Annotated in this window: 23 protein-coding genes; 6 read left to right on the top strand and 17 right to left on the bottom strand. The window is 42.4% G+C overall.

Features of this window, described 5'->3' with window-relative positions:
* Window positions 1-91: 91 nt before the first annotated feature.
* A complete protein-coding gene (locus tag M1J35_RS11475) occupies window positions 92-286 on the bottom strand; it encodes a hypothetical protein (protein ID WP_034756016.1) in 195 nt (64 codons plus the stop codon).
* Between the two features lie 178 nt (window positions 287-464).
* Between M1J35_RS11475 and M1J35_RS11470 the strand changes: the two genes are divergently transcribed.
* Window positions 465-1,085, top strand: a complete 621-nt coding sequence (locus M1J35_RS11470; RefSeq protein WP_254651283.1) for a YktB family protein — start codon at window positions 465-467, stop codon at window positions 1,083-1,085.
* Window positions 1,086-1,145: 60 nt separating this feature from the next.
* On the opposite strand, the gene M1J35_RS11465 is transcribed toward M1J35_RS11470, so the two are convergent.
* Both M1J35_RS11465 and M1J35_RS11460 read right to left on the bottom strand, forming a co-directional pair.
* Entirely contained in the window at window positions 1,146-1,418 is a 273-nt protein-coding gene (locus M1J35_RS11465; RefSeq protein ID WP_034756022.1) for a UPF0223 family protein, read from the bottom strand.
* A 29-nt stretch (window positions 1,419-1,447) separates the two neighbouring features.
* Window positions 1,448-2,404, bottom strand: a complete 957-nt coding sequence (locus M1J35_RS11460) for an NAD(P)H-dependent flavin oxidoreductase (protein WP_224520343.1) — start codon at window positions 2,402-2,404, stop codon at window positions 1,448-1,450.
* Window positions 2,405-2,894: 490 nt separating this feature from the next.
* Between M1J35_RS11460 and M1J35_RS11455 the strand changes: the two genes are divergently transcribed.
* On the top strand, window positions 2,895-4,364 hold the full coding sequence (locus M1J35_RS11455) for an aminotransferase class I/II-fold pyridoxal phosphate-dependent enzyme (protein ID WP_224520344.1): 1,470 nt from the start codon (window positions 2,895-2,897) through the stop codon (window positions 4,362-4,364).
* A gap of 100 nt (window positions 4,365-4,464) precedes the next feature.
* Here M1J35_RS11455 and M1J35_RS11450 read toward each other — a convergent pair whose 3' ends face one another.
* From M1J35_RS11450 to M1J35_RS11440, 3 genes are all read right to left on the bottom strand, one after another.
* Window positions 4,465-4,584, bottom strand: coding sequence for a GapA-binding peptide SR1P (locus M1J35_RS11450; RefSeq protein WP_082051137.1), 120 nt, complete (start codon window positions 4,582-4,584; stop codon window positions 4,465-4,467).
* A 231-nt stretch (window positions 4,585-4,815) separates the two neighbouring features.
* Complete coding sequence (locus M1J35_RS11445) at window positions 4,816-5,655, bottom strand: polysaccharide deacetylase family protein (protein WP_224520345.1); 840 nt, start codon at window positions 5,653-5,655, stop codon at window positions 4,816-4,818.
* 65 nt (window positions 5,656-5,720) lie between these two features.
* A complete protein-coding gene (locus M1J35_RS11440) occupies window positions 5,721-5,969 on the bottom strand; it encodes a hypothetical protein (RefSeq protein WP_034756031.1) in 249 nt (82 codons plus the stop codon).
* A 290-nt stretch (window positions 5,970-6,259) separates the two neighbouring features.
* On the opposite strand from M1J35_RS11440, the gene M1J35_RS11435 reads away from it, so the two are divergent.
* A complete protein-coding gene (locus tag M1J35_RS11435) occupies window positions 6,260-6,652 on the top strand; it encodes a small peptidoglycan-associated lipoprotein (RefSeq protein WP_254651282.1) in 393 nt (130 codons plus the stop codon).
* A gap of 108 nt (window positions 6,653-6,760) precedes the next feature.
* Here M1J35_RS11435 and lpdA read toward each other — a convergent pair whose 3' ends face one another.
* The 5 genes from lpdA to M1J35_RS11410 form a co-directional block, all read right to left on the bottom strand.
* A complete protein-coding gene (lpdA, locus tag M1J35_RS11430) occupies window positions 6,761-8,170 on the bottom strand; it encodes a dihydrolipoyl dehydrogenase (protein ID WP_034756034.1) in 1,410 nt (469 codons plus the stop codon).
* A 4-nt stretch (window positions 8,171-8,174) separates the two neighbouring features.
* The gene (locus M1J35_RS11425; RefSeq protein ID WP_034756037.1) at window positions 8,175-9,512 is read right to left on the bottom strand and encodes a dihydrolipoamide acetyltransferase family protein; all 1,338 of its coding nucleotides are present in this window, start codon (window positions 9,510-9,512) and stop codon (window positions 8,175-8,177) included.
* Between the two features lie 154 nt (window positions 9,513-9,666).
* Complete coding sequence (locus M1J35_RS11420) at window positions 9,667-10,644, bottom strand: alpha-ketoacid dehydrogenase subunit beta (protein ID WP_034756039.1); 978 nt, start codon at window positions 10,642-10,644, stop codon at window positions 9,667-9,669.
* A 3-nt stretch (window positions 10,645-10,647) separates the two neighbouring features.
* Window positions 10,648-11,763, bottom strand: a complete 1,116-nt coding sequence (gene pdhA / locus M1J35_RS11415; RefSeq protein ID WP_034756042.1) for a pyruvate dehydrogenase (acetyl-transferring) E1 component subunit alpha — start codon at window positions 11,761-11,763, stop codon at window positions 10,648-10,650.
* 465 nt (window positions 11,764-12,228) lie between these two features.
* A complete protein-coding gene (locus tag M1J35_RS11410; RefSeq protein ID WP_254651281.1) occupies window positions 12,229-12,888 on the bottom strand; it encodes a YkyA family protein in 660 nt (219 codons plus the stop codon).
* A 325-nt stretch (window positions 12,889-13,213) separates the two neighbouring features.
* Here M1J35_RS11410 and def point away from each other — a divergent pair, with 325 nt between their 5' ends.
* On the top strand, window positions 13,214-13,768 hold the full coding sequence (gene def / locus M1J35_RS11405; RefSeq protein ID WP_034756047.1) for a peptide deformylase: 555 nt from the start codon (window positions 13,214-13,216) through the stop codon (window positions 13,766-13,768).
* Between the two features lie 51 nt (window positions 13,769-13,819).
* On the opposite strand, the gene M1J35_RS11400 is transcribed toward def, so the two are convergent.
* Window positions 13,820-14,593, bottom strand: a complete 774-nt coding sequence (locus M1J35_RS11400) for a Cof-type HAD-IIB family hydrolase (RefSeq protein ID WP_254653740.1) — start codon at window positions 14,591-14,593, stop codon at window positions 13,820-13,822.
* Window positions 14,594-15,241: 648 nt separating this feature from the next.
* Here M1J35_RS11400 and M1J35_RS11395 point away from each other — a divergent pair.
* Window positions 15,242-15,448 (top strand): DNA-dependent RNA polymerase subunit epsilon, encoded by a 207-nt coding sequence (locus M1J35_RS11395; protein WP_034756052.1) that lies wholly within the window; start codon window positions 15,242-15,244, stop codon window positions 15,446-15,448.
* A 3-nt stretch (window positions 15,449-15,451) separates the two neighbouring features.
* A complete protein-coding gene (gene rnjA, locus M1J35_RS11390) occupies window positions 15,452-17,119 on the top strand; it encodes a ribonuclease J1 (RefSeq protein ID WP_079531628.1) in 1,668 nt (555 codons plus the stop codon).
* A gap of 46 nt (window positions 17,120-17,165) precedes the next feature.
* Here the strand turns inward: rnjA and M1J35_RS11385 are convergent, their stop codons facing one another.
* The 5 genes from M1J35_RS11385 to M1J35_RS11365 form a co-directional block, all read right to left on the bottom strand.
* On the bottom strand, window positions 17,166-17,825 hold the full coding sequence (locus M1J35_RS11385) for a potassium channel family protein (protein ID WP_034756057.1): 660 nt from the start codon (window positions 17,823-17,825) through the stop codon (window positions 17,166-17,168).
* Between the two features lie 102 nt (window positions 17,826-17,927).
* On the bottom strand, window positions 17,928-18,941 hold the full coding sequence (locus M1J35_RS11380) for a cytochrome d ubiquinol oxidase subunit II (protein ID WP_229595356.1): 1,014 nt from the start codon (window positions 18,939-18,941) through the stop codon (window positions 17,928-17,930).
* A 60-nt stretch (window positions 18,942-19,001) separates the two neighbouring features.
* Window positions 19,002-20,339, bottom strand: coding sequence for a cytochrome ubiquinol oxidase subunit I (locus M1J35_RS11375; protein WP_254651280.1), 1,338 nt, complete (start codon window positions 20,337-20,339; stop codon window positions 19,002-19,004).
* A gap of 238 nt (window positions 20,340-20,577) precedes the next feature.
* The gene (locus M1J35_RS11370) at window positions 20,578-22,401 is read right to left on the bottom strand and encodes an ABC transporter ATP-binding protein (protein WP_254651279.1); all 1,824 of its coding nucleotides are present in this window, start codon (window positions 22,399-22,401) and stop codon (window positions 20,578-20,580) included.
* Window positions 22,402-22,411: 10 nt separating this feature from the next.
* Window positions 22,412-24,166 carry an ABC transporter ATP-binding protein gene (locus tag M1J35_RS11365; protein WP_254651278.1) on the bottom strand — a complete coding sequence of 585 codons (1,755 nt, stop codon included), beginning with the start codon at window positions 24,164-24,166 and terminating at the stop codon, window positions 22,412-22,414.
* Window positions 24,167-24,173 lie beyond the last annotated feature (7 nt).

Here is a 24,173-nt window from a genome sequence, read left to right as displayed (position 1 = left end):
ATAAAAAAGCGAACTCTCCAACCACTATGAGCTCGCGTTCAAAAGTAGATTTTGTTATCAGCATACTTTAAACCATTGAATGTTATTTGCTCTATAAAGCCTTCATTTTCATTAGTTCTTCCCTGATGCTCATAAGTTTCTGCTTGGACTTGGTCTGGGTTTCTGTATTCTTCGTTTGGATTGCTTCGAACAATACGGCTAATTCATAATCCATTTCAAGTCTCAATACGTTCATTCTTTGCTGTTGGACATCACGTTTTTTAGAAGTGTTCATTACTTGTTTCATGGCCATACACCCCTTCCGAGTTTTCGATTTATCTGATTGTTCTGATAATATTTACTACATGTTATGAAATATCCTCTCATCTTGTAACTAAAATGTGCAGACACCTATAGATAATTCATTTGCTACAAGCCTGTACCTCTTTATGGTAAGATATTGGTGGAAATAAGGAGGTTACAACATGACATTTAACGGTTTCACTAAAGATGATTTTAATGTTTTTAAGATTGATGGTCTCGACGACCGGATGACGGCCATCGCAGAACAGATCAGGCCAAAGCTTACCTACCTGGGTGAACATTTCGCACCCGCTCTTAGTGCCCTGACAGGTGATGAGATGTTTTACCATGTGGCGAAACATGCAAGACGCTCAGTGAATCCTCCAGAGGACACGTGGGTTGCTTTTGCAAACAGCAAACGCGGTTACAAAAAACATCCTCATTTCCAAATCGGGTTATGGGAAACCCATGTATTTATTTGGTTTGCAATGATCTATGAAGCTCCAAATAAAGTTGAATTCGGTAAGAAAGCTGAAGAAAATGCAGATAAGATAAGGTCATTGATTCCCGGTCACTTTGTTTGGTCTGGAGATCATACTAAGCCGGATGCTGCATCCTTCTCCTCTTTGTCACAAGATGAATTCCTTGCTTTAACTGAAAGAGTTCAAAATGTAAAGAAAGCTGAACTTCTATGCGGACTTCATCTGGATCGTGACTCTGCCATTAAGATGACCGGAGATGAATTGATCCAGGAAGTTGAAAGTGCCTTTGAAACACTTTTACCCCTTTATAAAATGAACTAAACCATATAACTGTAGGGAATAATGCAGAAAGAACGACTGCCGTTTACGGCAGTCGTTCCTTTAATTCATCGATATTTTGGCAGCGTCCTGCTGCTCTTTCATTTTTTTCACCACATGGTAGGATGAATAGCCACTGGATTCTTCAAATTCATTACAGATCCTTTTCTCTTCTGCTTTACCAGGGACGATTTCTTTAAATCGCTTATATCGATTCATCAGGTCCTCTCTTGAAACACCTTTTTCATATGCCTTTTCAATCGCTTCGAAAAAGGCAATGACGTCGATGACTTCCTCCGTGGACCAGTCTATATCGAAGGGGTATTGATATTCCATTTTGCACTGCAACTCCTTTGATGAATGTATTAACTCCACTTTTCACGAATGTTTTCACCTTGTGAAATCATTCGCCCAATGAGATCTTTAACCGACGGGATGTCCTGGATCAATCCCATCACCTGTCCTGCCCACGCAAAGCCTTCGTCTACTTCACCATCGTAAATATATCGTTTATTCGCCTCGCCGCTTATGTATGACTTTAATCCTTCATATCCCGGATTCGATGTTTCAGCAGCCAGGATTTGATTTGTCCAGGCATTTGATATCGCTCTGGCCGGGGCACCTAAAGATCGTTTAATGACTACTGTACCACTCTCTTCCCCTTCAATCAAGGCACGTTTATACACGTCTGAGGCGTGGACGCACTCTTTTGTCGCTATGAATCTTGTCCCCATCTCGACTCCTTCTGCGCCGAAGCTGAGGGCTGCCATCAAACCACGGCCGTCCCCAATACCTCCCGAGGCGATGACAGGGATGGATACAGCATCCACCACACGTGGAATCAAGACGAATGTCCCGATGTCATCCTTACCCAGATGTCCTCCCCCTTCTTGTCCAACGACCATGACGGCATCCGCCCCGAGTTCTTCAGCCTTCAGGGCCTGTCTTTTTGATGCGACCAATACAAGCTTCACCATATCTTCCCCTTCGATTTGTTGAAACAGGGGAGTCGGGTTTCCCCCTGTAACGGAGATGACCGGCACTTTTTCTTCTATGGCAATATCAACAAACCTGCTGAATGGGCGTCCATGCTGACCGATGGCAAAGTTCACTCCGAAGGGTTGATCTGTTAGTGATCTTACCTTTTTGATTTCTTGACGAAGCTGCTCAGGGTCATCGAGTGACATGGCAGTGATTTGGCCAAGGCCGCCTGCATTCGACACTGCCGCAGCCAGTTCTGCATATGCCAGGTGGGCAAGGCCCCCTTGTATGATCGGATATTGAATGTTCAATAAATCTGTAACCCTCGTTTTCCATTTCATTTGAATCCCTCCATGCATTCATTTATTCTGGATGGAGGTAGTGAAATCCTTTCTTTCGTGTGTTGTATATTTATAAGAGATAAGGTCAGTCTTAGATGAGAGGGTTGTATGTATTTAATTGATAAGTTAGGTAGATTTTTGGCTCATTCGGGTGAAACGTCCGTTTCACCCGCCTTTCAGCTTTGCTGAAAGGTCGTCCTGTGTAGAGTGACAGCCAGACCAAGCGAGCTTGGTCTGGCTGTCACTCTACACAGGGCGGAAATGAGCCAAAAATCAGGAGTATGACTTCTATTGTTTGTGCTATGAAAAAAAATACATCTTCATGGGCGTATGTCACTATGCAAAGATTTTCTTAAGTGCTATAATTCTTTTGTTTGTTGAAAATATCGTAAGAATGTATGAAATGAAGGTTAGATTCCTATATAATGATATCTTTAGCATGCATGTTGGTTGATTGTGCCATGAAGAATATAAAGAGGTGTTGAATGAATTGTCTCAAAATGAAACGCCGTTGTTTACCGGCTTAATTGAACATAGTAAAAAAAATCCCGTCCAGTTTCATATTCCAGGTCACAAGAAAGGTGCAGGGATGGATCCTGCCTTTAAGGAATTCATAGGAGAAAATGCGCTATCCATTGATTTGATTAATATCGGTCCTTTAGATGATCTGCACCAACCTAAAGGCATGATCAAGGAAGCTCAGGATTTGGCTGCCGAGGCATTCGGTGCCGACCATACTTTCTTCTCTGTTCAGGGGACGAGCGGAGCGATCATGACGATGGTCATGAGTGTGTGCGGACCTGGAGACAAGATCATTGTTCCAAGAAACGTGCATAAATCCGTTATGTCTGCAATTGTTTTCTCAGGGGCCACTCCTATCTTTATCCATCCGGATATTGATGAGGACCTTGGGATCTCACACGGCATCACGACAGACGCCGTTGCAAAAGCTTTGGAACAAAACCCTGATGCCAAAGGTGTATTGGTCATCAATCCGACCTATTTCGGGATTTCCGCAGACCTAAAGAAAATCGTGGAAATTGCCCATTCTTATCATGTTCCGGTACTCGTCGATGAAGCTCATGGGGTTCATATACACTTCCATGATGAACTTCCCCTGTCAGCCATGCAGGCAGGTGCTGACTTAGCAGCTACGAGTGTTCATAAGCTCGGGGGATCCATGACTCAAAGCTCAGTCCTCAATATGAAAGAAGGACTTGTCTCTGCTAAGCGTGTGCAGACCATCTTAAGCATGCTGACGACGACTTCCACGTCATACTTACTCCTTGCATCCCTTGATGTTGCAAGAAAACGACTTGCCACTGAAGGACGGGAGCTCATCACCAAAACGATCGAACTCTCACAGAATATGAGAAGGCAAATCAACGAGATTGAAGGTTTATACTGTGTAGGGGAAGAAATCCTTGGAACGAAAGCCACCTATGCGTATGATCCGACCAAGCTGATTATATCCGTGAAGGACCTTGGAATCAGCGGGTTCGATGCGGAAAAGTGGTTAAGAGAAGCTCATAATATCGAGGTTGAAATGTCCGACCTGTATAATATCCTGTGCATCATCACACCTGGTGATACTGAATATGAAGGAAACCAATTGGTCACTGCTTTAAAAGAACTGGTTACGAGCCTTAAGAAACAAGGCGAGATGACCCCTGTTAAAGTGATGCTGCCTGACATTCCTGTTCTATCCATTACACCGAGGGACGCTTTTTATGCTGATACGGAAGTCATTCCGATTGATGATTCCGTTGGAAGGACCATCGCTGAGTTCATCATGGTCTACCCTCCTGGTATCCCAATATTCATTCCAGGGGAGATCATCACTCAGGAAAACATCCATTATATCAAAACCAATATAGAAGCAGGACTTCCAGTACAAGGGCCTGAAGACTATGATTTACGACATTTAAGAGTCATCAAAGAGCATCGGGCCATTCGATGAAAAAAAGGATGAAGAAGGGGGACCCTTCTTCATCCTTTTTATTCTTTATTTATAAGAACCCCTTTAAGACGCTATTCATACCCGCTCCCCTTAGCAGGCATTAATCGTCTAATTCTTTATCGTCGTTGCAGTCACAACAGTTAGAGAATAAAACAGAAACCTTCTCATCTTCATAATGCTCAATAGTACCTAGGCATGATTGACATACAATTGTTCCCATCTTTTTTCCTCTCCTTTAAGTGGTTTTGTAAACGCTTTATCTTATCTGCTTCTATAATAATATAACACATTTAAAATATCAAGCCTAAATTGTATAACATATTTAAGTTTTTATCCTCACAATCAATCATACTTTTAATCATAAGAGTGTATGTAAGGGCTTTCTGGAATATGTAGGGTTCAATAAAAAAAGATGCATAAATGAAGTGATTCATCCATGCATCTTTTATAACTATTCTATTGTTTTAATCCTGTGTGGATCGAGGGTTTCATATCCCTTCGAACGAAGGCCGTTCACAATGTCCTTCAACGCTTCACTCGTCCATGTACGATCATGCATGAGGAGATTCGCTCCGTCATTCAAATATGGACTGTTTATCATGATATCTGTAATGGCTGCTTTCGTTTGATATTGCTTTTCCCAGTCATATCCATAAGTCCAATTCATCAAGGACATCTTTTCTTCAGCTGCAAGCTCGCGACTGTAGTCCGTATTCTGGCCGAAAGGAGCCCTGAAGAATTGAGGCCTCTCCCCTGTGATGGATTCCACAAGGTCACTGACAGATACGATTTCCTCTTTTTGCTCTTCCGGAGAAAGATCTCTCAAACTACTGTGACTATATGTATGGTTCCCGATCATAAATCCAAGATCATGAATCTTTTTTAACGTTTCTTTTTCCTCAGGCGTATCAAGGAAATGACCGTTCACAAAGAAAATGGCTGGTGCTTTCAACTCTTTTAGGTCTTTAGCCATTTGAAGTGCATGTTGGTCGGGTGCATCGTCAATCGTCAGGAGGACCACTTTAGGATTGGCTTTATCGATTGGTTCGATGCTCCAATTAGCCTCATTTATCTTGTAATCCTTGGTCTGCACCACTTCTTTAGCAGGTTCTTCCTTCTCGTGTGTTTCACTTTCTGATACTTCAGTTTCCGGGCCTTCACTTTGCGTCTGATCCACTTCTTTCACTTCAGTCTGGTTGGATTTTTCCGCTTCATGGCTGGACCCCGTTTGTTCACTTCCACAAGCAGTCAGGAGCAGGAGGGTTAATCCGGATGCTAAAATCTTTTTCATGTCTCTCACCTTTCCGTATTCACTTTGAATATTTTAACATATTCTAAAGGGAATCTGGGAAAGAATTAAAATATTTCCAATATATTTTCAAACGCCATTTTAAAAACAAAAAAGCATGACAGACTGAATGAAGTAATGAACAGCGTAAGCCTTCTTGATTGAACGATCTTCCTTGCAGCCATAAATGCAAGGTAAAAAAACAGGACAAACATAATCCATTTATATTCTATATGATCTTTTTCAGAAATCCATTCAGCTATTGAAAACACGCTCCATAAAATCATTTGGACCAAAAAAGCGATGTACGATTTCATGATAAAACATCCTTTTATAGATTTATTTACATTTACCCGCCCCACTATAATAAAAACTCTCGGATGGCTCTTATATATCTTTTTCAACCAAAAGCATGGTATTAACATAGTATATTCTTTTGAGATGACTTTCATTATGTATGACTTTTCAATTTTGTAACATTTTTATGACTTGGCGCTTTTTCATTTTTCCCTATGATAAAATGTGACGTAAGATACGATAAAGAGTAATTCATTTATAAATTTATAACTCCACGTTCATAGCATCGTTTAAGAAAAGAGGATGATGTATGAAACATATATTAGCTTTTGCGATACTTACTTCCACTATGCTGATTTTGACTTCGTGTGATGACATCTCATCCAATAAAGTGGTTTTGGCACAGGATCAATTTATAGAAAAACAGGTGATTTTTTTTACGGATGAAAGAAATGTTTCGAGGGAAATACCATACTACGATGCCATCATTGAGCTTAAAAAACGATACCCGGATCACTTTAAGCAACTAAAGGTTGTCAGTTTAAACACGAAGACGACAAATGATATCGCTGATACTCCACCCGCTTCTCCTGCCATCGTTGTGGTAGAGGACAATCAGATCGTATGTAAAGTGGAGGGGCCCAATTCTAAAGAGAATATAATCAAGCCTGTTTCCAGAGCCATTCAAACCTGGGGACAATAATGCATGAAATAATCATCGGGGGGGCGAAGCCTTGTAGGCTTCGATCCTTTTCTTTTCCATAATAAAAAGGATGATCCCATCATAGGGATCATCCTTTTGTCATGCCTATTATTTGATAATGTGAATCGGGCTTCCCATTGCAACTTCTGCTGCTTCCATGGAAATTTCACCTAAAGTCGGGTGAGCATGAATCGTCATGGCAACATCTTCAGCTGTCATTCCGGATTCAATTGCAAGTCCTAATTCAGCAATCATGTCAGATGCACCAGAACCAACAATTTGAGCACCGATAATTAAACCGTCTTCTTTACGAGTGACAAGCTTCATAAAGCCATCACTTGCATTAAGAGCTAAAGCACGCCCATTTGCTGCAAATGGGAATTTAGCAGCAGTTACTTCAATGCCTTCTTCTTTCGCTTCTGCTTCTGAATAACCTACTGTTGCAAGTTCAGGATCTGTGAAGCAGACAGCAGGGATACCAAGGTAATCGATTTCTGCTGGCTCTCCTGAGATAACCTCTGCAGCGATCTTACCTTCGTACGAAGCTTTGTGAGCAAGTGGTGGTCCATCAACGATATCACCGATCGCAAAGATGTTCGGGATGTTCGTACGGCATTGTTTATCGATTTTGATAACTCCGCGGTCTGTCATCTCGATTCCAACTTCTTCAAGACCAATTTCATCTGTGTTTGGACGACGGCCAACCGTTACTAGAACATAATCAGCTTCAACCGATTTCTCTTCGCCCTTCACTTCATATTTCACAACGACGCCGCTGTCACTTTCTTCAACGCCTTTAGCCATAGCTTTCGTTACAACTTCAACGCCTTTTTTCTTAAGTTCTTTTTTCACGACAGATGTCATTTGCTTTTCGAATCCGCTAAGGATATCGTCGGCACCTTCCAAGATCGTTACTTCAGATCCAAGATTGGCATAAGCAGTACCAAGCTCGGTTCCGATATACCCTCCACCGATGACAACAAGCTTGCTTGGAATTTCTTCTAATGCAAGTGCGCCAGTAGAATCAAGCACGCGCTTAGAGAATTTGAAGCTTGGGATTTCAATCGGACGTGAACCAGTTGCAAGGATCAAGTTATTGAACTTGTATGTTTGAGCCGAGTTGTCGTCCATGACACGTAGTGTATTGGCATCTACCAGGTAAGCTTCACCGCGAACGATTTCAGCTTTATTCCCTTTAAGAAGTCCTTCAACACCGCCTGTTAATTTCTTAACGACTCCAGCTTTCCATTCTTGAACTTTATCGAAATTCACTTTTACGTTTTCAGCTACGATCCCCATATCATCAGAGTGTTGCGCCTGATGGAAACGGTGACCTGCTGTGATAAGAGCTTTGGATGGGATACAGCCAACATTCAAGCATACTCCACCCATGTTTTCTTTTTCGATGATTGTCACTTTTTGTCCAAGTTGAGCTGCACGGATTGCAGCTACATATCCTCCGGGACCTGAACCGACTACGATTGTATCTGTTTCAATTGGGAAATCTCCTACTACCATTGTATTACGCCTCCATTAATAATAATTCTGGATCGTTCAACAAACGCTTGATATGGTTAAGTGCATGTTGAGCAGTAGCTCCGTCAATCATGCGGTGATCGAAGCTCAATGATAATGCTAACACAGGTGCCGCTACAATTTCACCATTTTTAACCACAGGTTTTTCTGCAATGCGTCCAACACCAAGGATGGCAACCTCTGGATGGTTGATGACCGGAGTGAACCATTGTCCGCCGGCAGAACCGATATTCGTGATTGTGCAAGATGCACCTTTCATTTCATCGCCTGAAAGTTTACCATCACGTGCTTTTCCAGCCAGTTCATTGATTTCATTTGAAATGGAGAACATGGACTTACGGTCTGCATTTTTTACAACCGGTACTAATAGACCTTTATCCGTATCAGCCGCGATACCGATATTGTAATAATGTTTTTGTACGATTTCGCTTGTTGCATCATCAATCGATGTGTTCAGAGCTGGATACTCGCGTAATGCACTTGTCAATGCTTTGACGATGTAAGGTAGGAAAGTCAATTTCACACCTTTTTCAGCTGCAACTTCTTTGAACTTCTTGCGGTGGGCCCAAAGTTTCGTTACATCGATTTCGTCCATCAACGTTACGTGAGGAGCTGTATGTTTTGAGTTCACCATTGCTTTCGCAATCGCTTTACGCATTCCACTCATTTTCTCACGTGTTTCTGGGTATTCACCCTCAGGAGCTTTAGGTGCAGACGGTTTAGATTCTGATGCTGGAGCTTTTTCTTCCGTTTTCGCTTCTTCCTGGGTAGAAGCAGGCTTGCTGTCTCCACTTAGGAATGCATCGATATCTTCCTTCACGACACGTCCATTTTTACCTGAACCTGATACTTGACGGATTTCAACCCCGTTTTCCCTTGCGTACTTACGTACTGAAGGCATAGCGATCACTCGCTTATTAGGGTCAACTTCTGCATCGGATTTCTCTTCAGCAGCTTCTGGAGAAGCTTCTTTCTTTACGTCCTGGCCTTGTTCTGCAGTTGCTTGAACTTGACCTTCCGTCTTCTCTTCGGCTTTTTCTTCTTTCTTATCTTCTTCTCCACCTTTGAATTGCAGGTCCTCATAACCAGGTGCATCGAACTTGATAAGAGTATCGCCCACAACTGCTACAGTACCTTCGTCAACAAGAAGTTCCTCAACCGTTCCTGCTACCGGAGAAGGAATCTCAACAACAGCTTTATCGTTTTGCACTTCACATAGTACATCGTCTTCTTCCACTTTATCGCCTGGCTTTACAAACCACTTGACGATTTCACCTTCATGAATACCTTCACCAATGTCTGGTAATTTGAATTCGAATGACATGGACTCGACCTCCTGTATTGAATAATGAATATATAGATGAATGTTTGGTTATTTCTGTCTCTATTTCTTATATCTATAATTGGAAAAGAGAAGGGTGGCATGCCCTTCTGTTTTCACTTATCTATCAATGGAGGAGCTTCTCAGCTCCTTCCCATTAGAAATTAAGTACTTTTTTCGCCGTTTCGATGACGTCTTTGTGGTTTGGTAACCAGATAGGCTCTGCTTGAGAGAAAGAGAATACTGTATCTGGCGCCGCTACACGAAGAACCGGAGCTTCCAGGCTAAGGATCGCACGGTCATTGATTTCAGCCACTACATTCGCTGCGATACCCGCTTGTTTTTGAGCTTCTTGAACCACGATGGCACGGTTTGTTTTTTCAACAGATGCCATGATCGTGTCAATGTCCAGTGGACTTACAGTACGAAGATCGATTACTTCAACTGAGTGACCTTCTTTTTCAAGCTCATCTGCAGCTTTCAATGATTCGTGTACCATAGCTCCGTAAGAGATGATCGTAAGGTCTGTACCTTCACGTTTTACATCTGCTTTACCAAGTTCAATTGTGTATTCCTCTTCAGGAACCTCTTGACGGAATGAACGGTATAATTTCATATGCTCTAAGAAAATGACAGGGTCATTATCACGGATGGATGAAATCAATAGACCTTTAGCGTCGTATGGAGTTGATGGGATAACCACTTTAAGACCTGGTTGTTGAGCCATCAAACCTTCTAAGCTGTCCGCATGAAGTTCTGGAGTATGTACTCCACCACCAAATGGGGAACGGATTGTGATAGGTGATGTATACGTACCACCTGAACGGTAACGCATACGTGCCATTTGTCCGCTTACTGAATCCATTACTTCGTATACGAAACCGAAGAACTGGATTTCAGGTACTGGACGGTACCCTTCTAATGCTAAACCGATTGCTAAACCACCGATTCCTGATTCTGCTAGTGGAGTATCGAATACGCGGTCTTCACCGAATTCTTTCTGAAGCCCTTCCGTTGCACGGAATACACCACCGTTTAGACCTACGTCTTCACCAAAAACTAATACGTCTTCGTTGTTGCGTAGTTCTGTGCGCAGTGCATCAGTGATCGCTTGAATCATTGTCATTTGCGCCATGGCTTATTTCGACTCCTTTTCTTTGTAGATTTCTAATTGTTCTTTTAGATTATAAGGAAGTTCTTCATACATGTTGTTGATGAAGTCAGTCACTTTTTGTTTTGGAGCTGAATCTGCTTCCTTGATCGCTTTTTTGATATCTTCTTTTGCTTCTTCGATCACTTCGTTTTCTTTCTCTTCACTCCATAACCCTTTACCTTCAAGGAATTTACGGAAACGTACCAAAGGATCTTTCTTTTCCCAATCTGTATCCATTTCTGATGTACGGTAACGAGTTGGATCATCACCAGCCATTGTATGTGGACCATAGCGGTAGCAAAGTGTTTCGATCAGTGAAGGACCTTCCCCATTCACTGCACGGTTACGCGCTTCTAGAGTGGCAGAATAAACCGCTAAAGGATCCATACCATCGACTAAGATACCAGGGATACCTGCAGCAACCGCTTTTTGAGCGATCGTGCGTCCTGCTGTTTGCTTGTCGCGAGGAGTAGAGATTGCAAATTGGTTGTTTTGTACGACGAAGATCGCAGGAGCTGCATAAGAACCTGCAAAGTTGATTCCTTCATAGAAATCACCTTGTGAAGATCCACCGTCTCCTGTATACGTAATGGCAACTGCTTTCTTACCACGTTTTTTAAGGCCAAGTGCCACACCGGCAGTTTGAATGTATTGAGCACCGATGATGATTTGTGGTGATAATACATTTACACCTTCTGGAGCCTGGTTACCTTGGAAATGTCCTCGTGAGAATAAGAATGCTTTCGCAAGTGGAAGACCGTGCCAGATGATTTGTGGAACATCACGGTATCCAGGAAGGATCCAGTCTTCCTTCTCAAGTGCGAAGTGAGAAGCAATCTGAGATGCCTCCTGTCCAGCTGTTGGTGCATAGAAACCTAATCGTCCCTGACGGTTCAGTGAGATTGATCTTTGATCTAGAATACGAGTGTAAACCATGCGACGCATTAACTCCTGTAGATCCTCATCAGAGATCTCAGGCATAGCATCTTCGTTCACTACTTCGCCTTCTTCGTTCAAAATTTGAAACATTTCAAACTTGTCTTCAATTTGTTCGAGCGTCTTAACTGCATCGAATTGTGCCTTCTTTGATTTAGAAGCCATCGAAGTCACCTATCCTTTCTTTATACATTTATTTTGGTTTTTTTACATACATAGTTTAGATTACCCAAATTCAGTATGACCTACCACAGTACCTGTGGAAAAACACACACTATAAGTAGTTTTCCACAAATACCAAGAAAGAAAACCCGAAATTACATTCGAGTTTATCTGTACCAGTCAAAAATCTTTATCGACTAATACAATTCATGAATACCTATCCTAGTTTACAATATTAAAAATCAGTTAGTCAACGACAAAGTATTATAAATTCTTGTTTCTTTCCAATCTTTTTGTAACGATCTACCATAAATTTTCAAAACTGTATTAATACTTGGAAACACTCTGTTATATATAAACATATCCTTATGACTCATCTGTTATAGAGTAAGAAGTCATCGAACAGCTTTAAATCATAAAAAAGATGAAGGTGGACTTTACGCCTCCCTTCATCTTATATGTACCTGTTTATTCGGACTCTTTGACATCAAGTTCTGCCTTTGAGTAAAATTCTTGTTTAAGTTTATTGAATTCCTCTGTTTTTGTATTATAGTCCCCATTAAACTTCACTATCTTTTCGTATTGTTCGTTAATAGAGGAAATTTGCTTCTCAAGCTCTTCCATCGTAAGGTCTTTCTTTTTGAACATATTATATAGTTCTTTATCAAGAGAAAGGGCCTCTAAGTAAGAAGTTGTAAGCTTTTCATGCAGCTTATAACGTTCTTCCATCGTTTTTTTCAGCTTTTTCGCATCTTTTTTAAGATCATCACTTTCTAACTCATCAATGTATTCGTCTGCTTTAGCAAACTCTTTCTTTGCTGCACTCATGGACTCACGTTCTTTTTCAATATTCTCTTTTCTCTTATCGATGTTGTCCAGAGCTTCATCGGAAAGCTTTACAATCTGGTCAAACTCTTTCATTCCAAGATCCATGATTTTCGTATAGATTTCTTGTTCCTTTTCTTCCAACTCTTGAAGAGGCTTCTGAACTTTCTCATATTGACTTTCTTTGGCCACGGTTTCTTCAAGAACCTTATACACATCTTCCTCAGGTGTAGAACCACCGACACACCCCATTAATACAAAAATAACGGCTCCTAAAATGAAAGCAAAACGAAATTTCGACACAACTAGATCCCCCTTAACTATTTACCACCTTCTACTATATCTATGTCTACATCTTTTGACAATAGGGATTTACAACTGTGGAAAAAAATGTCGATTGGACTATTCTCCCTATTAAAATCATTATGTCTATTTGCCGCCGGGTATTCCTGTTAATATCGAATCTCATTCATTAACTTTTTCAAAGGAAAATGATAAACTAGTACCATACATAATAGAGAATCTTAATACGTAAAGTAGAGAAGGGATCAATTTGGATGGCCCTGTCTTTTTTGTGTCCTGACGGGGCCAGCTGTTTCTATCTCTATGTATCCTAGGAGGAAAAACAATGATTACGATGAATGACATCATCCGTGAGGGTCACCCCACATTAACCATGGTAGCTAAGGAAGTGCCCATCCCGCCATCCGAAGAAGACCGGGAAATCCTGAGAAGCTTATTGGAATATGTAATAAACAGCCAAGATCCTGAAACGGCTGCCAAATATGGATTGAGACCAGGTATCGGCCTTGCAGCGCCCCAGATCAATGTTTCAAAACGGATGCTTGCCGTCAACGTTACAGACAATCAGGGGAAATTATACAGCTACGCATTATTCAATCCGAAAATCATCAGCCACTCCATAGAAAAAGCCTATTTAACTTCCGGGGAAGGTTGTTTATCCGTCGATCGGAACGTACCGGGCTTCGTACCCCGATATGCCAGAGTGACTGTAAGAGGCTGGGATGTGGACGGCAATGAAGTAAAACTTCGCCTCAAAGGTCTCCCGGCCATTGTGTTCCAGCACGAGATCGATCACCTGAATGGGATCATGTTCTATGACCATATCAATCCTGCTAATCCTTTTGAGCCGATCCCTGATGCCCTTGCCATCGAACGATAAACCCAAAGAAAGACTCCCACAGATATCTGTGGGAGTCTTTTTTGGCATGCCCTAGATCAATTCGAGTTCCTTCAATCCGTGGTAGATTCCATCATCGTCCACGTGCTTTGTAATTAGATTTGCGTGTTTTTGGACTTCCTGCACGGCATTGCCCATTGCAACACCGGTGCCGACGGATTGAATCATCTCGATATCATTCAGTCCGTCCCCGAAAGCATAGACATCTTCCATGTTGAACCCAAGTTTGGCGATCATCTTTTTGATTCCCTCTGCTTTTGAACCACCTTTCGGAAGAATGTCCATGGAGAATTGGTGCCAGCGGATGAACGTGAAATCCCTATATTTCTCCCGGTATAAATTCTCTTCTTCCTTTGTGCAGAATAGCAGGGATTGATAGATGTCCCTTCCTTTATAAAAGTCCGGGGCATATCCCGGGTGGGGAAATTTCAGGCTGTTCATACTCTTCTCGATATAGTCATGGTGCTTATGATTCGCTTTCATCGTTTCATGATTCAAATGAACGACAGGATGTTCCTTTGTATACGTATCCTCCAATAATTCCTCCAACATTTCAACTTGCAGAGGATTCGTGTAGATCACTTCATTCTCAAAAACCACATACTGCCCATTAAACGATACGAAGGACTCGATTCCCAATTCCTCTCTTAAACTTTCATACATAAATGGGGCCCTCCCAGTCGCAATCGCAACATACGTTCCGTTTGCCTGCAGTGTCCGAATGGCTTCTTTTGTGGCCTGTGGCAGTTTTTTATCGTGATCAAGCAGCGTGCCGTCTATATCAAAGAAAACTATTTTAGACATGATCGTTCTCCTTTTCTCAATATTCAATTGCGATTCTATTTTACCCGTTGTATAAGGTAATCCTTTACACGGAAAATGTCAATGAAGACAGTCAGACAGAACCATTTACCAAACTTAACCATGTAAGAGATTCCATAAATTCCGTACAATATAAGTAACACAACAGAGACGTCCGTATTATTGTTCCTTTACTTCAAAGGTAAATCTCGGTAAACTATTAATAAGGAGTGATCCACCATGTTAAAGAAGCTCAGGAAAAAGCTTTTAAAACAGTGGAAAGAATTGCTTAGAAAAAAGACGATTGCATAATCCCTCTGTTTCTCGTGAAATGATTTTTGGGGAAACACTATTAGAATCCATGACAATCGGATATACTGACATACAATTGCACAATGAATAAGGGACTGACGCCACTAGTGAGCTTTTCCTCCATTGGCATTGGTCCCTCTTCTATTGTCATGATTTAGTACAGGATTATTCAAAAGCTTTATTTACACGGAAAAATCCTATATAATTTAATACATACATAACTGAATGATTCGTTCCTATAGGAATGATAGGCTATTATATAAGTTAATGTTAATGTAGTTGATAACTTTTTTATCATAGATGAAAGTTAGATTTTTTGAAAACGGATAAGGAGAGAGAAAAATGATTTTTAAAGTATTTTATCAAGAAAGTAAAGCAGAAGTGCCTGTTCGCGAATGCACTCAATCTCTTTACATGGAAGCAGAATCAGAACGTGAAGTACGCCTGAATTTAAAAGACAAACCGTATAACATCGAATTCGTACAAAAGCTTGAGGGCGCTTTTTTAGAGTATGAAAAAAACCACCATTCTTTCGAGATGGAGCAATAATTAATGAAATTTGTAAAGAATGACCAAACCGCTGTATTTGCCCTTGGCGGTTTAGGTGAAATCGGTAAAAACACATACGGCGTACAATTCCAAGACGAAATTATCCTGATCGATGCAGGAATCAAATTCCCTGAGGACGAACTGCTCGGTATCGATTACGTAATCCCTGATTACACGTATCTCGTGAAGAATGCAGATAAAATCAAGGGACTCTTCGTCACTCACGGACACGAAGACCATATCGGTGGAATCCCTTATTTACTTCGAGAGTTAAACATCCCAATATACGGTGGGAAACTTGCCCTTGGTCTTATTAAGAATAAGCTGGAAGAACACGGGTTATTACGCAATGCGAAATTAAATGTCATCCAGGAAGATGATGTTGTGAAATTCCGCAAAACATCTGTAACCTTCTTCAGAACGACACACAGTATCCCGGATTCTTACGGTATCGTTGTCAAAACACCACCTGGAAATGTTGTTCATACAGGTGACTTCAAATTCGATTTCACGCCGGTTGGTGAGCCCGCGAACTTAACCAAAATGGCTGAGATCGGAAAAGAAGGCGTTCTATGCCTACTGTCTGACAGTACCAATGCTGAAGTTCCAAACTTCACGATGTCGGAACGTAAAGTCGGGGAAAGCATCAATGATATTTTCCGTAAAGTGGACGGAAGGGTCATCTTTGCTACATTCGCTTCGAATATTCACCGTCTTCAACAAGTGGTCGAAGCAGCAGTGTTCCATAACAGAAAGGTTGCTGTTTTCGGAAGAAGTATGGAAGCAGCCATCACGATTGGACAAGAATTAGGATATATCAACGCTCCTAAGGATACATTCATTGAACATAACCAGATCAATCGCCTTCCAGCGAATGAAGTGGCTATTCTATGTACAGGTTCCCAAGGTGAGCCGATGGCAGCATTATCAAGGATTGCAAACGGTACCCACCGTCAAATCCAGATTCAGCCTGGTGACACCGTTGTCTTCTCTTCTTCACCAATTCCGGGGAACACAATCAGTGTCAACCGTACGATCAACCTTTTATATCGTGCCGGTGCAGAAGTCATCCATGGACCATTAAGTGATATTCATACATCCGGTCACGGTGGACAGCAAGAGATGAAGCTGATGCTTCGCCTGATGAATCCAACCTTCTTTATGCCGATACACGGTGAGTTCCGTATGCAGAAGATGCACGCTCAGCTTGGTGTCGATTGTGGCGTCCAACCGGAAAACTGCTTCATCATGGATAACGGTGAAGTCCTTGCACTAAGCAATGACTCCGCACAGGTAGCAGGGAAGATCCCTTCTGGAAATGTCTATATCGATGGAAGCGGAATCGGTGACATCGGTAATATCGTCCTTCGTGACCGCCGCATCCTATCAGAAGAAGGTCTTGTGATTGTCGTTGTCAGCATCGACATGAAAGATTTCAAGATCGCTTCCGGCCCGGACCTGATTTCAAGAGGATTCGTCTACATGCGTGAATCAGGCGACCTTATCAATGAAGCGCAAACGCTCATTTCTAAACACTTGAACAAAGTGCTTGAAAGAAGAACGTCCCAATGGTCAGAAATCAAGAATGAAATCACAGATACACTTGCTCCATTCTTATATGAAAAAACGAAACGTCGCCCGATGATCCTACCGATCATCATGGAAGTATAATAACGAATAAGAGGCTGACCCAAATGGGTCAGCCTCTTATTTCGTCTTATAGTACCTTTTTCTCAAACCGGTTAATATCCGTATCGGCACCGATGACAATAAGGATGTCCCCAACCCGGATCTGTTCATCGGCTTGTGGGGAAACGATGATATCTTTTTCCCGCTTTATCGCCACGATGTTGATTCCGAATTGAGCACGGATATCCAAATCGATAAGGGAGTTTCCACTCAGACGTTCACTCGCCACAATCTCCACGATTGAATGTTCATCTGACAACTCCAGATAATCCAGTACATTATTTGAAATGATATTGTGAGCAATCCTTCTTCCCATATCCCTCTCCGGATGAACGACCTGGTTCGCCCCAATTTTACGAAGGACCTTTTCATGATAATCATTTTGTGCTTTCACGGTAATTTTCTTGACGCCGATTTCCTTTAACATCAATGTCGTTAGTACACTGGACTGGATATCATCTCCAATCGCGACAATGACATGATCGAAATTACGGATCCCCAGGCTCTTCAATACGGATTCATCGGTTGAATCCGCAACAACCGCATGTGAAGCAATGGAAGAAAATTCATTCACCTTGTCCTCATCCTGATCGATGGCCATGACCTCCATGCCTTGATCCGTCAATGATCGTACGATACTGCCGCCAAATCGGCCCAAGCCAATAACTACAAACTCTTTTTTCACCATGTATCCCCCCGCAGTCTCTATAATCTATATTTTAGCATAAAAAAAAGGAGAAAATGACATTTCTCCCTTTCCTTTTTTGTATTTCATTCAAGTTCCAACTCGTCACTTGTTCCCCTTAACATAATCCGCATCAAATAAGAAAAGTCTCATCAAGAGATAAAGTGAGGGAATCAGCAATAACAGTCCTGCGATAAAGACTACGACCAGTGCCATCCCCATCGTTGGATTCGTGACACTCGTTTCAATCGTGATAAAAGGTTTCAGGATATATGGTAAATGTGACGCCCCGTAGCCAAAGAATGCAAAGAAGAATTGCAGCATGACCAGAGTGAATGCCAGGCCAAAATTCCTTCTCCTATAGATAAAAAATGAAGCGCCAAGAAAGCAGACAAGGGATAATCCGAACATCCACCAGATCTCGATGGCGCTATTGAAATGCTCGGGATTGTGTTCTCTTAAAGATACGAAAACCAGTAAACTCGCTAAAATCGTCGGCGGGCTCCAGAATAGTGAAAACTTTCTCAGTTCTTCTCTTGAATCCAAATCCCCCGCACGATTGGCATAATAGGTCAGGAATGTGGCACTGATGAATAAGACCGATACGATGGACAGGACAACCACGCTCCATGAATAAGGACTGGTAAACAATTCACGGGCCAGGAATACGACCTTATCACCCTGCTCTTCCAAAAAGCCTCCTTCAGAAATGGTCAATGCCGTAGACAGGGAAGCAGGGATCAGTAACCCTGTTGCCCCGTATAAAAACAGGTAAACGATATTGTCTTTGGAACCATAGTTTCCGAAAGCATAAAAACTTCCCCTGATGGCAAGCAATATAATCGCGATACTCCCCGGAAGCAATAATGCCGTCCCGTAGTAATAGGCCGCGTCAGGGAAAAAACCGACCAAACCGACAAAAAAGAAGACAAAAAAGACGTTCGTTACTTCCCACACAGGAGAAAGATATCGACTGATCAACACATTTAACGTATGCTCTTTCCCTTTCATCCTACCGTAAAAGGCGAAGAAGCCGGCTCCAAAATCAATCGAAGCCACTATCAGATAACCATATAGGAAAATCCACAGGACGGTGATCCCCACGATTTCCAAACTCATATTCATTCCTCCCCCTTAACAAAATCAATCGGCTCCTTCTTTATAAGGAGCCTCATCATGCTAACTCGCTTTTTTAGGAAAGCGTTGTTCCAATTCAGCTTCTGCCGGCTTATTTTTAAACATTTTAATCAATACAAAGACACAGAGGATGCCGAGGAGTATATAGAGACCCACAAATAGCGCGAACGTCAATCCAACCCCGTCTGCCTTTGTTGCCGCTTCCGCCACCTTCATATAACCACGCAAAATCCATGGCTGCCGTCCGACCTCAGCGTAAATCCAGCCAAATTCGATGGCAAGCATCGCAAGCGGTCCACTCGCAACAATCCCCCATAGCAATCCTTTATTCCATTCATTCCTTTTTTTCCACTTCCAGAATAAGATGAATGCCCCGGCAATGAAGATACTGTAAAACCCGATGGACACCATCAAATCAAACAGATAATGGACCCATAAAGGCGGCCGTTCGTCTTCCGGAAATTCATTCAAGCCGATGACCTCTGTATCAAACGAACTTCCCGCCAGGAAGCTCAGGAAACCTGGTAATCGTATCTCATTATGGACTTCATTGTTTTCATCAAGCGTCCCGAAAACGATTAAATCAGCATTCTCTTCCGACTCAAAATGCCACTCTGCAGCCGCAAGTTTCTCAGGCTGATATTCAGCCAGGAACTTAGCCGACAAATCCCCTGCGAGAGCAGAGCCAAAAGCGAAAATCAACGCAGATACCATCGTTAAACGAAGGGCTTTCTTATGGTAGTCCCCTCCTTTTTTACGGAGGATCGCAAATGCTGTGATAGCTGCCAGTATGAGGGCAGATGTTAAGTACGCCGTCGTCAGCACGTGAAACACTTTGGTTGGTGTTGCGGGATTCAGCATCGCTGCAATCGGATCGATATTGATCGCCTTTCCATTTTCCAATTCGAATCCCTGTGGAGTATTCATAAACGCGTTCACCGTCGTAATGAAGAGTGCTGAAGCCGAAGAACCGATCATCACCGGTATCGTCAGAAGCCAATGAATCCATTTATTCTTGAATCGATCCCACGTATAAAGATAAATCCCCAAGAAGATGGCCTCAAAGAAAAACGCAAATGTCTCCATGAATAAAGGCAGGGCAATCACCTGTCCGGCGACCTGCATAAATGATGGCCATAACAAGGACAGCTGAAGCCCTATCGCCGTTCCGGTCACCACCCCGACAGCCACCGTAATCGTAAATCCCCTTGCCCATCTTCGTGCCAGCAAAAGGTAATGAGGATCATTTCGTTTGATCCCCATGAACTCAGCTATGGATATCATAACCGGAACCCCTACCCCAATCGTTGCAAAAATAATATGGAATGCAAGGGTTGTCGACGTGAGCATCCTGCTTAAAACCACACTATCCAAAACCATTCTTTACTCCCCCTACCGAATTACTTTTTATCGTAAACAGCTCTTTCCTACTGTTTATCACTTATTGTTCATTATAAAACCTGTAGGTGAGTTTGTGAAGTATTGAACAATGAATATTTTGTGACGTTTTTCACAAAGATTTTTGTTTTTTAGTTTCTCCGACATGTGTACGAAGCCGTTTCACCACCATTCCACAAAAAAACCCCACACACCAGTGCGGGGTCCTCAATACTTCACATTACATCGCGTCCAACATCCTGAACTGTGACTTCACCAGTTCAAAATAGTCTCCTTCCTGTTCCATCAATTCGTCGTGATTTCCAGACTCTTTGATTCTGCCATTTTCAAGGACAAAAATATTGTCGGACTCACGGATTGTGGAAAGGCGGTGGGCGATGATGATCGCGGTACGACCGTTCAGTAATTTCTTCAATGCATTTTGGATCTTAACTTCTGTTTCTGTATCGATCGATGCTGTCGCTTCATCCAGTATGATGATGCGAGGATTTGCCAAAAGGGCACGTGCGAAGGACAATAGTTGTCTTTCACCTACAGATAACACATTCCCCCGTTCCTCGACTTCCGTTTCGTAACCGTTGGATAACTTTTCGATGAACTCGTTTGCCCCGATGGCTTCGGCTGCCTTCAAGACCTCTTCATCGGATGCACCCGGGCGTCCGAACCGGATATTATCCATGATCGTTCCAGAGAAGATGAATGTATCCTGCAGGACGATGCTGATTTGACTGCGTAAGCTTGAAACAGATGCATCCCGTAAATCTACTCCATCAATCTTTACCACGCCATTTGTCGGGTCGTAAAATCGGCTGATGAGATTCGCGATCGTCGTCTTACCAGAACCTGTATGTCCGACGAGTGCAACGGTTTGCCCGGCTTTCATTTCCAGATTGATGTCCCTGAGTGCTTTACGTTTATCATCATAAGAGAATTCAACATGTTCGAATTGGATTCTTCCCTTGATATCGGTCAGATTCAAGGCATTTTTCTTTTCGTTTACGATCGGTTGTTCATCGAGGAATTCAAAGATTCGCTCGGATGAAGCCATCCCGATCAACAGCTGATTATACACCTGCCCTAGTCTTGAAATTGGTTCCCAGAACATGCCGAGATAGAATGCGAATGAGACGAATTCACCAAGCTCCAGGGATCCATTTTGAATGAGGTGAGCCCCAAACCAAATCAGGACGGCAGTTCCGATGGCATTCGTTAATTCCACCAGTGGTCGGAACATGGCATTTTTCTTTGTGGCCGTTCTCCAGCTATCGAAGGTCTCTGTGTTTACCCCATCAAAGAAGGCCATATTTTCCTTTTCCTGGGTGAAGGATTGTGTCACCCTGATCCCCTGGATGCTTTCATTCAAATGGGAGTTAAGTTTTGATTGCTTGAGCCTTACCACCTGCCAGGATTTGCGTATTTTTTTGCGCAGGCTTGTAGAGATGAAGAACATGATAGGCAAAATGACCATGACGGCAAGCGTCAGTTCCGGACTTAACGTAAAGAGTATCACGATGATTCCGATGAGCAGAATGATATCCATCAATAGATTGATGACACCGTTCGTGAAGAGCTCCTGCAGGGAGTTGATGTCATTCATGATCCGGACAAGGATCGAGCCTGCTGAACGCTGATCAAAGAAACGATGGGAAAGCCATTGAACATGACTGAATAAATGTTTTCTCAGGTCATATATGACCCCCTGACCCAATTGATTCATCCATTTGATCCTGAGGACGTTGGCTATATAATTCAAAACATACAGTCCCGCTATGACTCCCACAAGGGTAAAGAGAAGATTTTCATCTTTTTGCCTGATTGCTTTATCGAGTGTGTATACCCCGATCAGGATCGGGATGATCAGGCGGACAGCCGTTGTGATCAAAACGGTAATGATAGACAAGGGCAACAGTTTTTTTGAATATGGTTTTAAATATGTCAGTAGCCGATAGAGCTGTTCCCAGTTGAATGGCTTATCGATCACTTGATCAGTTGAGTAATGGAACCTGCTCAGAATGGTTTTATTCACTTTCTTTTTTTCGCTCAATCTCTTTCACCTACCCTTCCTGAGTTTGTAATATTTTTTTCTGGTCTTGGTATTGAATGTCATAAATTCGCTGATAGGGTCCATTATTTTTCAATAAGAAATCATGGACCCCTCTTTCAACCACTCTGCCGTTCTCAAGGACGATGATTTCGTCGGCATGCTTAAGCGAAGAAATCCGGTGTGCGATGATGAAGGTCGTACGATCGGACATGACTTCTTTCAGCGCTCTTTGGATTCTGAATTCCGTTTCCATGTCCACGGCACTTGTAGCATCATCGAGAATGAGGATCGACGGGTCCGTGCAGATCGCGCGAGCTATGGCGATCCGTTGTTTCTGACCGCCTGAAAGACCTAATCCCCTTTCACCCAATCTTGTGTCATACCCATCAGGCAATTCGGAGATGAAATCATGTGCCTCGGCACGTTTTGCTGCTTCAATGATTTCTTCCATAGATGCTTCCGGTCGACCATATGAGATATTGGCTTTGATGGTGGAGGAGAATAGGAATGACTCCTGGAGGACGAATCCAATATTTTGACGGAGTGATTTTAGCGAGTAATCTTTTACATCCCTTCCATCAATGAGGATCTCGCCTTTATTCGGTTCATAGAAACGTGTGATCAGCTGGGTGATACTCGTTTTTCCTGATCCTGTGCCTCCGATCAGACCAATGACCTTACCGGGTTCTGCCTTAAAGGATATACCCTCAAGGGCTGCTTCGTCATGCACCGTGTAATTCAATGATACATCCTTGAATTCCACTTCGCCTTTCAATCGATCAACATGGATGACACCACTATGATCCTTTATCTTTTCATCCACTTCCAAAATCTCGAGTAATCTCTCTCCCGATGCCTTGGATTGTGAAAAAAGGTTGATTGTGAATCCAAGGTTCATGATCGGCCAGATGATATACCAGACCAGGCTGTAAAAGGCGACAAGCTCACCTGGTTGTAAATTTCCATTCATGACGAGATATCCACCGTATGCAAGGAGTGTCACGACACTCACATTCCCTAAGAACTCCATGAGTGGAAAGTATTTTGCCCAAATGTCCGAGGTGAAAAGATACTTGTCTTTATAATCACCATTGGACCGGTTGAATTTATTGATTTGAAACTCTTCCCGGGACAGTGATTTCACCGTATTGATCCCGGAGATATTTTCTTGGACATTCGTGTTCAGCTTTCCGAAGGACTTGCGGATACCGCGGAAGGCAGGGTGGACCGCCTTATCGAATTTGTATACGGCAATGGCCAGAAAAGGCAGGGAAACCAGTGTGACAAAAGTCAATGAAGGTGAATAGTAGAACATCACCCCAAAACTGACCGTCACCAGCAGGAAGAAGCGTAGTAATTCCGAGAAACCAAATGATAAGAAAAAGCGGAAAGCTTCTACATCCGCCGTCAAGCGTGACATCAAGTCCCCTGTTTTGGCGTTATCATAATAACTGAATGGAAGGAATTGAAGCTTTTCATACAATTCGTTCCTCAGTCGGTAGACCGATGTGATCCCAAAAAGGTCCCCATTATACTGTTGGATGAATGTGGCGATCCCTTTCACGACCATGATGCCGATAAATCCGAATGCAAGGTACGGAATCCACTTATATTCCCCTTGGATAAAGACATCGTCAATAGTAATTTGTAAGATCATTGGATATATCACTGTAATGCCTGTAACAAAAATCAAGAAAATCATTGAAATGATAAAATGCCTTTTATAAGGCCAGTAAAAGGCTTTTAATTTTTTAAATGTATCCATATTTTCT

This window comes from Rossellomorea sp. KS-H15a, from assembly GCF_024195245.1.
GTDB classification, from domain to species: Bacteria; Bacillota; Bacilli; order Bacillales; family Bacillaceae_B; genus Rossellomorea; species Rossellomorea vietnamensis.
This window is presented reverse-complemented; position numbering and strand designations above follow the sequence as displayed.

Bases quoted from the DNA above. Each gene is read 5' to 3' on its own strand.
- M1J35_RS11475 (WP_034756016.1), bottom strand. From the start codon at position 286: ATGAAACAAGTAATGAACACTTCTAAAAAACGTGATGTCCAACAGCAA.
- M1J35_RS11470 (WP_254651283.1), top strand. From the start codon at position 465: ATGACATTTAACGGTTTCACTAAAGATGATTTTAATGTTTTTAAGATT.
- M1J35_RS11465 (WP_034756022.1), bottom strand. From the start codon at position 1,418: ATGGAATATCAATACCCCTTCGATATAGACTGGTCCACGGAGGAAGTC.
- M1J35_RS11460 (WP_224520343.1), bottom strand. From the start codon at position 2,404: ATGAAATGGAAAACGAGGGTTACAGATTTATTGAACATTCAATATCCG.
- M1J35_RS11450 (WP_082051137.1), bottom strand. From the start codon at position 4,584: ATGGGAACAATTGTATGTCAATCATGCCTAGGTACTATTGAGCATTAT.
- M1J35_RS11445 (WP_224520345.1), bottom strand. From the start codon at position 5,655: ATGAAAAAGATTTTAGCATCCGGATTAACCCTCCTGCTCCTGACTGCT.
- M1J35_RS11440 (WP_034756031.1), bottom strand. From the start codon at position 5,969: ATGAAATCGTACATCGCTTTTTTGGTCCAAATGATTTTATGGAGCGTG.
- M1J35_RS11435 (WP_254651282.1), top strand. From the start codon at position 6,260: ATGAAACATATATTAGCTTTTGCGATACTTACTTCCACTATGCTGATT.
- lpdA (WP_034756034.1), bottom strand. From the start codon at position 8,170: ATGGTAGTAGGAGATTTCCCAATTGAAACAGATACAATCGTAGTCGGT.
- M1J35_RS11425 (WP_034756037.1), bottom strand. From the start codon at position 9,512: ATGTCATTCGAATTCAAATTACCAGACATTGGTGAAGGTATTCATGAA.
- M1J35_RS11420 (WP_034756039.1), bottom strand. From the start codon at position 10,644: ATGGCGCAAATGACAATGATTCAAGCGATCACTGATGCACTGCGCACA.
- pdhA (WP_034756042.1), bottom strand. From the start codon at position 11,763: ATGGCTTCTAAATCAAAGAAGGCACAATTCGATGCAGTTAAGACGCTC.
- def (WP_034756047.1), top strand. From the start codon at position 13,214: ATGATTACGATGAATGACATCATCCGTGAGGGTCACCCCACATTAACC.
- M1J35_RS11395 (WP_034756052.1), top strand. From the start codon at position 15,242: ATGATTTTTAAAGTATTTTATCAAGAAAGTAAAGCAGAAGTGCCTGTT.
- rnjA (WP_079531628.1), top strand. From the start codon at position 15,452: ATGAAATTTGTAAAGAATGACCAAACCGCTGTATTTGCCCTTGGCGGT.
- M1J35_RS11385 (WP_034756057.1), bottom strand. From the start codon at position 17,825: ATGGTGAAAAAAGAGTTTGTAGTTATTGGCTTGGGCCGATTTGGCGGC.
- M1J35_RS11380 (WP_229595356.1), bottom strand. From the start codon at position 18,941: ATGAGTTTGGAAATCGTGGGGATCACCGTCCTGTGGATTTTCCTATAT.
- M1J35_RS11375 (WP_254651280.1), bottom strand. From the start codon at position 20,339: ATGGTTTTGGATAGTGTGGTTTTAAGCAGGATGCTCACGTCGACAACC.
- M1J35_RS11365 (WP_254651278.1), bottom strand. From the start codon at position 24,166: ATGGATACATTTAAAAAATTAAAAGCCTTTTACTGGCCTTATAAAAGG.